This window comes from Haloferax sp. s1, assembly GCF_058382125.1.
Genome location: NZ_JBZRPK010000605.1, coordinates 1 through 9,410 on the forward strand (window position 1 = coordinate 1; position 9,410 = coordinate 9,410).

At 58.7% G+C, this 9,410-nt stretch carries 11 protein-coding genes; 4 read left to right on the plus strand and 7 right to left on the minus strand.

From position 1 onward, the window contains the following. The 3 genes from QT222_RS12315 to QT222_RS12325 all read left to right on the plus strand — a co-directional run. Window positions 1–814, plus strand: an 814-nt coding sequence (locus QT222_RS12315; RefSeq protein WP_491477347.1) for a zinc-dependent alcohol dehydrogenase, incomplete at its 5' end; no start/stop codon positions are given. 6 nt (window positions 815–820) lie between these two features. Further along, window positions 821–1,198, plus strand: coding sequence for a 6-pyruvoyl trahydropterin synthase family protein (locus QT222_RS12320; RefSeq protein WP_004057191.1), 378 nt, complete (start codon window positions 821–823; stop codon window positions 1,196–1,198). A 1-nt stretch (window position 1,199) separates the two neighbouring features. Beyond that, entirely contained in the window at window positions 1,200–2,264 is a 1,065-nt protein-coding gene (locus QT222_RS12325; protein WP_491477348.1) for a glycosyltransferase family 4 protein, read from the plus strand. An 18-nt stretch (window positions 2,265–2,282) separates the two neighbouring features. On the opposite strand, the gene QT222_RS12330 is transcribed toward QT222_RS12325, so the two are convergent. From QT222_RS12330 to QT222_RS12340, 3 genes are all read right to left on the minus strand, one after another. Next, window positions 2,283–3,422, minus strand: a complete 1,140-nt coding sequence (locus QT222_RS12330; RefSeq protein ID WP_491477349.1) for a sensor histidine kinase — start codon at window positions 3,420–3,422, stop codon at window positions 2,283–2,285. A gap of 54 nt (window positions 3,423–3,476) precedes the next feature. After that, complete coding sequence (locus tag QT222_RS12335; protein WP_491477350.1) at window positions 3,477–4,757, minus strand: MFS transporter; 1,281 nt, start codon at window positions 4,755–4,757, stop codon at window positions 3,477–3,479. 64 nt (window positions 4,758–4,821) lie between these two features. Then, window positions 4,822–5,307 (minus strand): dihydrofolate reductase, encoded by a 486-nt coding sequence (locus QT222_RS12340; protein ID WP_491477351.1) that lies wholly within the window; start codon window positions 5,305–5,307, stop codon window positions 4,822–4,824. Between the two features lie 176 nt (window positions 5,308–5,483). Between QT222_RS12340 and QT222_RS12345 the strand changes: the two genes are divergently transcribed. Then, complete coding sequence (locus QT222_RS12345) at window positions 5,484–6,092, plus strand: class I SAM-dependent methyltransferase (protein WP_491477352.1); 609 nt, start codon at window positions 5,484–5,486, stop codon at window positions 6,090–6,092. A gap of 31 nt (window positions 6,093–6,123) precedes the next feature. Here QT222_RS12345 and QT222_RS12350 read toward each other — a convergent pair whose 3' ends face one another. The 4 genes from QT222_RS12350 to QT222_RS12365 form a co-directional block, all read right to left on the minus strand. Continuing rightward, the gene (locus QT222_RS12350) at window positions 6,124–6,306 is read right to left on the minus strand and encodes a hypothetical protein (protein ID WP_004057197.1); all 183 of its coding nucleotides are present in this window, start codon (window positions 6,304–6,306) and stop codon (window positions 6,124–6,126) included. Window positions 6,307–7,025: 719 nt separating this feature from the next. Then, complete coding sequence (locus QT222_RS12355) at window positions 7,026–7,316, minus strand: DUF7521 family protein (protein WP_491477353.1); 291 nt, start codon at window positions 7,314–7,316, stop codon at window positions 7,026–7,028. Beyond that, complete coding sequence (locus tag QT222_RS12360; protein WP_491477354.1) at window positions 7,313–7,675, minus strand: helix-turn-helix domain-containing protein; 363 nt, start codon at window positions 7,673–7,675, stop codon at window positions 7,313–7,315. Before QT222_RS12360 ends, QT222_RS12355 begins: the two co-directional genes overlap by 4 nt. Window positions 7,676–7,890: 215 nt before the next feature. Then, complete coding sequence (locus QT222_RS12365) at window positions 7,891–8,835, minus strand: halocyanin domain-containing protein (RefSeq protein ID WP_014732278.1); 945 nt, start codon at window positions 8,833–8,835, stop codon at window positions 7,891–7,893. Window positions 8,836–9,410 lie beyond the last annotated feature (575 nt).

The following is a 9,410-nucleotide window of genomic DNA, read 5'->3' on the forward strand; positions in this document are numbered from 1 at the left end:
AGGAGCCACTATCACCGTCCACTTCGTCGGCTACGACAACACCGTCCACGTCGGGGAAATCGAGGCTGTCGGCGACGACGTTCCGTCCACACTTCTCGGAAGCCGCGTCTTCGCGTTCAATCCACACGAGAGCCGATTTCTCGCGACCCCCGGCGAACTCACTCACATCCCCGACGACGTGAGCGACGAGCGAGCCGCGCTGTTGCCGACGATGGAGACCGCGCTCAACTTCGTGATGGACGGCCGCCCACTCATCGGCGAGCACGTCGTCGTGTTCGGGCAGGGTGTCGTCGGTCTCATGACGACGGCCCTTCTCGACCAGTTCCCGCTCGGAAGCCTCACCGCCGCCGACTGCATCGCTGAACGGCGCGAACTGGCACTGGGCCTCGGAGCCGACACGGCCATCCACCCGGAGTCACTGGATGCTCCGTCCGACGGCGCGGACCTGACGTTCGAACTCTCCGGCGACCCGACTGCACTCGACGACGCACTGGCGGTAACACGGTACGACGGTCGCGTCATCGTCGGGTCGTGGTACGGCACCAAACCGGCAACATTGGACCTCGGCGGCCGATTCCACCGGTCGCGAATCAACGTCGAGAGTAGTCAGGTGAGTACGATTGACCCTGACCTTCGCGGCCGGTGGGACACGGAACGACGCTTCTCGCTAGCGTGGGAGTATCTCCGAAAGCTACCGCTCGATTCGCTCGTGACGCACCGCGTCGACGTGGGTGACGCCGCACGCGCGTATCGACTTCTCGAAGACAATCCCGATGAGGCCGTCCAAATCCTCTTTACGTATGCGGACGGTTGACAGGTCATGTACCGCGTCTCGGTCCAGCGGGACCTCATCGCCCAGCATTATCTCACGGTCCCCAACCCCGGTCCCGAAGGTGAACTCCATTCACACGCATTCACCGTCGAAGTCGAACTCTCCGGTCCTGAGCTGAACGAGTACGGCTATCTCGTCGACATCGACGACGTGAAGGCTGCACTGGATGCGACGCTTTCTCGATACCGCGACGAGACGATGAACGACCTTGTCGAGTTTTCCGGGCAGAATCCGAGCGTCGAGCGTTTCGCCCGCGAGGTGTGCACCCAGTTCATCGAAGCAGCGAGCCTCGAAACACCGGAGCGCGTCTCAGTCCGTATCTGGGAGGACGACGTAGCGAGCGCGACGTACGAAACCTCGATTTAACGTGCGGGTTGGTTTCGTCGTCTACGGACCGCTCGACGGTCGGTCCGGTGGCTACCGATACGACCTCGAACTCGTTCGCGGTCTCCGCGCCGCGGGCGACGAGGTGACCGTTATTTCGCTCCCGGAGCGACCGTACCGACATCGCCTCCGAGACAACGTTACGTCGCTCTCCCGCCTGCGCTCTCTCGACGTGGACGTACTTCTCCAAGACGAGTTGTGTCATCCCTCGCTCGTCGGCGTGAACCCGCGACTCGGTGACGATATACCAGTCGTTTCCGTCGTCCACCACCTCAACTCGCTTGAGAACCTCGGAACGTTCCGGCGGTATATCCGGCGGGCAATCGAGACACGCTATCTCCACTCAGTCGACGCGTTCGTGTTCAACAGCGAGACGACAAAAGAGACCGTTTCGGCCGTCACCGACCCCGACCCGAGCGTCGTGGCGTACCCCGCAGGCGACCGGTTCTCCGAGTACGGGACGCCTCTCGACGACGAAGAAATCCGAGCGCGTGTCGCCGAGGGGCCGCTTCGTCTCATCTCGGTCGGCAACCTCGAACCGCGGAAGAACATCGACGGGTTGCTTCGCGGCCTCGCACGCGTCAGGGACGACTGGGAGGTAACCGTCGTCGGGGCGACGGTCGACGACGAGTACGTGGTCTCCCTACACGACCTCGTCTCTGAACTCGGTGTCGCCGACCGAGTGACGTTCGCGGGTCGACTCTCAGACGAAGACCTCGCCACGGCACTCCGACAGTCGCACTTGTTCGCACTCCCGTCGCACTACGAAGGGTTCGGCATTGCCGCAGTCGAGGCGATGGGATTCGGCCTTCCGGCGCTCGTCTCGTCGGCGGGCGGTGCGAACGAACTCGTCACGCACCGCGAAGACGGCTTTCTCGTCGACCCGGCCGACCCGTCGGCGATAACCGACGCCGTTGCCCCATTGTGCCGGGACCGAGAGTTGCTGACGCCGCTGTCACTCGCGGCACGTAACCGATTTGTCGACCACACGACGTGGGACGAAATGTCGACGACAGTACGCGAATTCCTCGTCGGCCTCGTTTCGTGAGGCAACGACGGACGAAAATCACTCGGATTGCGAGGCGAGCGGGAACCGCATCGAGACGACTGCGCCTCCCGAGCGACCGTCCGAGAGGTCGACTTCACCACCACTCGCCCGAACGGTCCAGTAAATCGTCTGCAACCCGAGTCCTCGCCCGTGGGTGAGCGCCGTCTCGCTTTGTGCGGCGAGCGCTTCCTGTTCCAGTTCCGGGATACCATCACCGTTGTCGGTGACCTCGATGACGACGTCGCTCCCGTTTCTGCGAGTGGTGACTTCGACGGTCGAATCGTCGCCGGTGTGGATGATTGCGTTCTTTGCTGCTTCTTCGAGGGCCCAGTGAGCAAACGGGTGGCAGTCGACGGGACAGTCCGGTGGCGTCTCGATTCGGACCGTCGCCTCGGGAAATTCGTCAGCGAGTGGGATGAGACCGTCTTCGTACAGCTCACTCACCAGTTTCGTTTCCCGTTGGTCTTCTGTCTCCCACACGCGTCTGAGGCGGTTTGCGTTCTCCGCGAGTGACTCCAACTGGGTGAGATGCTCTTGGATTATGTCCACATACTCGTCGGCTTCGTCGGCGTGGTCTGATGCTTCGAGTAACGCGGTGTACCCGAGCAGAATGTTCACTTGCGTTCGGAGGTTGTGCCGAAAGACGCGATAGAGAACGCTGAACCGCTTCGTCACGTCCTGTTCCCGCTGCAAGCGCTTCTGTGTCTCTTGTTTCGCCTGCTGGAGGTCGGTGTACCAGTCTCCGACGAGGACGCCGATAGCCTCGCCACCAAGGCCGCCGGCAGCCAGTAAAAATAACGAGTCGAAGAGTGTCGAATTACCAAGCGCGTGGGAAATAGCGACGATTCCCGCGACGAATATCCCATACACACCGAATATGAGACTAATTCGGACCACAGAGCGTATCTTTTCGGCCGACGCGCCGGTTTTGACGAGCCAGAACGTCCCGTAGACGGTCCCGATAGAGAGCAGCGAAAGCCCGAAGAACTTCGCAACACCGTGTCCTGGGGCCTGTTGCGGCAGAAACAACTCGCTTGACCCGAGTGTAAGAGCGATAACGACGACGGTGTATTCGAGTGTGAGCCACCGCCACTGAGTGTCCATCGCCACGGTGCGAACAATCGAGGTGATGTTCCCGGAATGACCTTCGTCACCCATACGTGTGGGAATATAATGACACGTTTGCCCCTTCGGGGTTAAGCGTTCTGCAGGTCAATCCCCGTGGAGGGGGGATACTGAGACTGTTTCGACGACTTGCGTGGATACCAAGTACAGGCCGACCACCCCGAGACCGGCCGCGGCGACGAACGGCACGGCGAAGCCGAACCCAACGAGAACTCCCGAGAACAACGCGCCGAATGCGACACCGAGACCGAACCCCATCGTCAACAACGAGAGCGTCGAGCCGGATTGGCCATCTTTCGCGAGGTCTCCAGCGAGCGCCAGCGACGGCGCGAACACGGCCGCAACGGCGACACCTTGCAGGAACCGTGCGAGAACCATTATCCCCGAGGACAGAATGAACCCCTGTGCGAGCGTGGTCGGCAGCAAGAGGAGAAAGCCACCGACCAAGAACGGTTGTCTCCCGTATTGGTCACTCAGTCGACCGATTGGATACTGGAAGACGACGTTTGCGAGGACCGTCGCGCCGAACTGGACGGAAAACAGGAACGTCCCCTGGTCGAGTCGGTCGTTGATGACGTTGGCAAGCGGCGCGTACATCGCGATGCTCAGCGCCATCACGATAGTCGCGACTCCGAGCGCAAACACCGGGTCTAACCCCGGTCCGTCGCGGTTCCAAATCGTGATGGAGATGTCGTCTGCTGCCTCGCTTTCCGTCCGTTCTGGGTCGTCGATGAGCAGGGCAATCAACACGAAACTAATCACGGCACCGGCGACCGCCACGAGGAACGCGGCGTCGAATCCGGATATCTCCACACCCGAAATTGCGTATGGCCCGGCGGTGACGACGACACCAGCGACGAGCGGCCCAATCCCGAACCCGAGCAACCGGAAGGTGTTGTACAGGCCGAAGTTCCCGCCGCGTTCGTCGTCTGCCGACAGTTCGTTGACCAGCGCCACCGTGACGGGAATCGTAAACGCCGCACCGATTCCCTGTAATGCGCGCATGACGAGAATCGAGAGATAGTCGGTAAAGACGAGGTAGCCGGCACTTCCGATGGCGACGAGCGCGAGTCCGGTCAACAGGAAGACCGTTCGGCGGCCGGTGCGGTCCGACAGCGATCCTGTGAACGGCTGGCTAAAACTATTGAGAAAGCCGAACAGCGAGAGAACGATACCGATGAGGAGTTCAGGCGTGACGATGAATTCGGCCACGCCGAGTTGGACGGTCGTCCCGACGAACGCGGGGAGAGACACGACTTGGCTGCCGATGTACAAGGGCAACACGACGACGAGGAAGGAGTTGGCAAGCGCGTCGGCCATCCGCGCCAGCGCGAGTGCTAGAATCCGCGTATCGAGGTTGAGCCCCATCGTCGCCCGGTAAGGGCCTCCGACGCATCAATCTACTCGCCGCAGCGTGCCTCGTCGCGACGCGTTACTCGCGGTCCGTCCGAATCCACTCTTGGAGCGTGAATTCCTCGTGAGGGGTCTCCGACTTGAGTTCCCAGTCGTCCGTCTCCCATTCGGGATAAAACGTGTCTCCCTCGTACTCGCCGGGGATACGACTTAGCACCATCCGGTCGAGATGCGGTTGGAACAGTTCGTAGATTGCCTCGCCGCCGATGACGTAGACGGTTTCAGCATCCATCGATTCGGCGATTTCGATGGCTTCGTCGACGCTACTCGCGTGTTCGGCGGTGTCGACTTCGAAGTCCTGTTCACTTCGGCTCAGGACGATTTGGGTGCTCCCCGGGAGGTCATCGAGCATGGATTCGAACGTCCGCCGTCCGAGGATGACCGGGTCGTTCGCGATTCGCTCGCGGTACTGCTTCTTGTCTTCGGGGATGCTCGGCCACGGGAGTTCGCCGTCGCGCCCGATGGCGTGGTTCTCGGCGAGCGCGGCGACAGAGACGAGTTCCATCACAACTGCCGTCGGATTGTCTGGCAAAAACCGTTGTGACCGAGGAAGGCGACGGATGGGACGTCATCTTGGGTCGAAGGGCCTGAAGTCGAACCGACGTACATCCGAACCCAATCTACTGACACAGAAGGCAGGTGAGTGACAAAAGTAACAACACTCGATACTGAGGACCGGATATGGATGAGGTCACTAGCACGTCCACCGTCTACGAAAGCAACTCCGAGGCGTTCGTCGAAAAGTACCGCTCGGAGTCGGTTGCGGCCCGTTTCGGCGACGACTTCTACACGGAACTATCCGGCAAACGTGTGTTAGACGTTGGATGCGGTCCCGGCGCTGATACTGAGACGTTCAGTTCCGACGGGTTCGACGTTGTCGGATTCGACCTCACTGCGTCGTTTATCGAGACCGCTCACGCGACGGTCCCTGACGCCTCGTTCGTTCGAGGCGATATGCGTCGACTCCCATTCCGTGACGAAACATTCGATGGTGTCTGGAGTTGCGCGTCATTTCTCCACGTTCCTCGTGCGAATGCTCCGGAGACGCTCCGCGAGTTTAGACGCGTGCTCGCTCCCGAGGGGGTCGCCTATCTCTCACTCAAACACGGCGAAACCAGCGGCTACGACCACGATGGTCGCTACTTCGAGCGCTATCTTCCTGAGGAAATCCGGTCGCTTCTCGCCGACGCGGGATTCAGCTCGATAGAGATTGACACGATGAACGTCGACGGTGGAAACAAGTGGTTGAACATCCTCGCGAGCATCGGCAGTCGAACCTCCCCGGTTTGATTGCGCCGTAGTTGTGGACAGCAATAGCACTTCACCGAGCCGCCACTCCGTTGAATGCTCTAACGAAGAGGTATATCGGAATTACCCACATAAGAGCGAGGGCGACAACTCCGATCACCGTGTGGACCACCCCTGACTGAGAGGGTGTTGTTTGAAGGAAAATAAGTACAACAAACCAGAGCGTCAACGCTTGGAAAATCTCTGTCTTGTCCATGGAGGGTGCCTATACGAGGCACCAACACGACAAAATCAGTTTTGGTGATATGTGCCCGTCATCTGCGGTCGGTCCAATCACAACCAAAAACGGCTCACGTGGCGTTTCACCTCGTGAGGATACCGGGATCAACGCCGCCGAGAACCACTATCTCAACACAAGTAATAGACCCAAAAGGTGGTTGCTCAATGGAGCATGCCTCTGACAGCCGCAATTACTAATTTGTCAACGAGTATAATATGTTTTACGTGATACAAGTTCTCGCAGTGCGTGTTTCGGGAACTCGATGTCTAACCCGGAGCTACCGGGCGTAAAAAATACGTAGAGCCGTGACTCGCCCACGTACTCTCACCCGAGTCACACAAATTGTCCGCTGGCACGACCCACCGAAGGTTACGGTGGTAGGTCTCGTCGCAATCCCGTGACGATTCGGACGCTTTTCTTCTCGCTTCCATTGATGGTGCTTTTGGTGCTCTTCCAACTGACATCTATGTCGACTTTGGAGTGTCTCGGCGGACCTTTGTCTGAGAGTGGGTGTCGCTACCGTTGGGAGGAGAAATTCGACTATAGTAGCGTTTGCAAGTCATTACACACTCGATCGACCGCTGTCGTGCGGTCGGATGTGTCACCAGTTGCAGACGCTACTATAGCGGTTGTTTCGTAAGCGGCAGGAGCAGCGCAGAGACCACCTCCGCACTCCGCCACGAGGTGGAGTCGAGTCACACTGACTGGCGAGTCACATACAGTGAAAGCGTGATAATCGCAAACCCAACCGCCGTTAGCGCAGTCTCGACGACAAGCGCAGTATCCGAAGCGAATAGCGGGAGTTGGTGAGCAACCCCCGCAAGCAACGACCCGAGCGTGACGACACCGAAGCCGACCGCAAGATAGCCCAGGCCAGTCCCACCTGTTCTTCTGGCAGCCTTGGCTGCAAAGTACGTTACGAGGCACCCCAAAACGAGTGTCACTGTCTTCAGTGCGACCACTGCAAATGGGAGTTCCGTGTTCATAGTTCCTCACTGACCGCTGTCCAGAGTTGCGCAAGACGTTGGTCTGGCGTTTCATCGTCGGTGATGAGTTCGACGTCGAACGACTGTCCGTCTTCGAACGTCACGAACGCCCCGGTCGCGTTGCGGACGAATCGGGTCGTGTGGTTACCATCGTCTCGTATCTCTGTCCGCTCCTCGACGAGGTCAGCAGTGCTCAACATCCCCAGTTTTCGGTACGTACTCGTCTGTGGAAGGTCACAACGCTGCGCAACGTCAGATGCCGTTAGTGGCTCGTCAAGCGCGCGGAGAATACGTCTGCACTCCTCGTCGGCAAGTGCTGTACACACCGCTTCGACCGCACAGGAATCAGACTCAGTCATTTGGCCCTCCGAAGACACCACTGCGACGGAACTGCTAACTTGCACATCGTGACACAGCATCCGCGTGTTAGCAACACCTGCCAGGAAAGGGTATGTAGTCCCGTAGTTGCCTGTGCGACCAGCCGATTTGCATCGTCGGGCATTGGTAGAGGAGGGACGTAGCCGCGAACGATTTCGAATAAGCTGTCAACAAATATAAATATTTGTGGTTCAGTTCACTCCACGATGACTGCGCCTTTCATCGCGAGTCCTTTGTGTGGCTCACAGGCGTAACAGTACGTGCCAGTCGTTTCGAACGTATGTTTGAACGTCTCTCCTGAGTCGACTGCAATCTCTCCCGAGTCGACGTCAGCCTCTTGGAAGACGATATTGTGCCCACCACCGTTGCCGGTCCACTCCCACGTAATTGTGGTTCCAGTCGAGATCTTCAAGACAGGTGGTTCGAACGCGTAGTTTCCACCGTTTCCGGACGTACCGACTCGAACGGATACGCTTTCGGTATCCGTCTCGTCGGCGACGGTCCCGTCGAAGTTACTGCTGTTTATCATCCATTCATCCACTCTTTCGTACCCTGTCGAAGGTGGTTCGGTAACGACAACGGCACCCTTCATTCCGCCGTTATAGTGCGGTTCGGAAACGAACAGGAACTCTCCTGGTTCGTCGAAGACGTAGTGATACGACGTTCCTCGCTGTGCGTTGGTTCGGCCGCTATCGAACGTCCCGTCGAGAGCGACGACGTTGTGTTCGCCGTGTCCGGTCCACTCCCACGTGACGTTCGTCATCGGCGGGACCTCGATTAGTGGCGGGTCGAACGCGGGTCCTCCGTCAGTCGGTATTCCGACGCTGACCGATACTTTCTCGTCTGGACCGTAACGCCGTGACTCACCATCGTACTCGTTGGCGTCCGAGAGCCACTCGTCGAGTGAGTCCGGTTCCGACAGTTCGGTGGCCTCGATAGTTGTCTCGCCGTCAGCACAGTTGTCAGTAGTTGTCTCCGTGTGCTTGCTCGAAGTCGTCGTCTCGCTGGTCGAGTCGGCGCCAGCGACGTTTTGCGTGTTCTCCTGCCTTGAACTAGCAGCAGAGAGACACCCGGCCATCGAGCCGAGGGTGACGAGGGCGCTTCCCTGGAGGAGCCGTCTACGTGTGGGTGTCCAATCCATTGCAATTTGTTGTACTGTTCTCTGAAAACCAATAACTGAGGAACAATTTCCAGAATCTGGAAATGCCTAGGGGCACGGCAACAGTACACGAAGGTCGAACACACTGGCCGAACTGATAACCACATTCAATGCTTTTTCTCCAATCAGTAGCCTGCGTATCGAACTGGGTACACTTGGGCTCCTTTATGAGCTCTCGTCGGTAGTCTCTGCTCCGGGTGTCTACCACCTGTGTTCTGCCTTGAACCATGTGTTGCCCAGCACACCACGGGAACTAGTCGAAACCATTCGGAACTTAGTACGCCTGTGTTACGTCCTAGCATGCGGGTGGCTCGGGTAAGTGACGCTTCCTGTTCACGTACTGAATACTGGGGAGAACCCTTATGACAACATTGAGCCGAGGCTTTCACACAATACTAACAGCCAGTGTTGTAATGTTCGTCGTAATCGCATTTACGGCCGGGCCCGTTGCAGCACGTCACAGCGACTCGGTCGAGGTCAAACACAGCGGAGACAACATCGAGGTCGAGACAGACGACTTCGACATCGACCTCCGGTCCGGAAGGGCTGAAATCGAC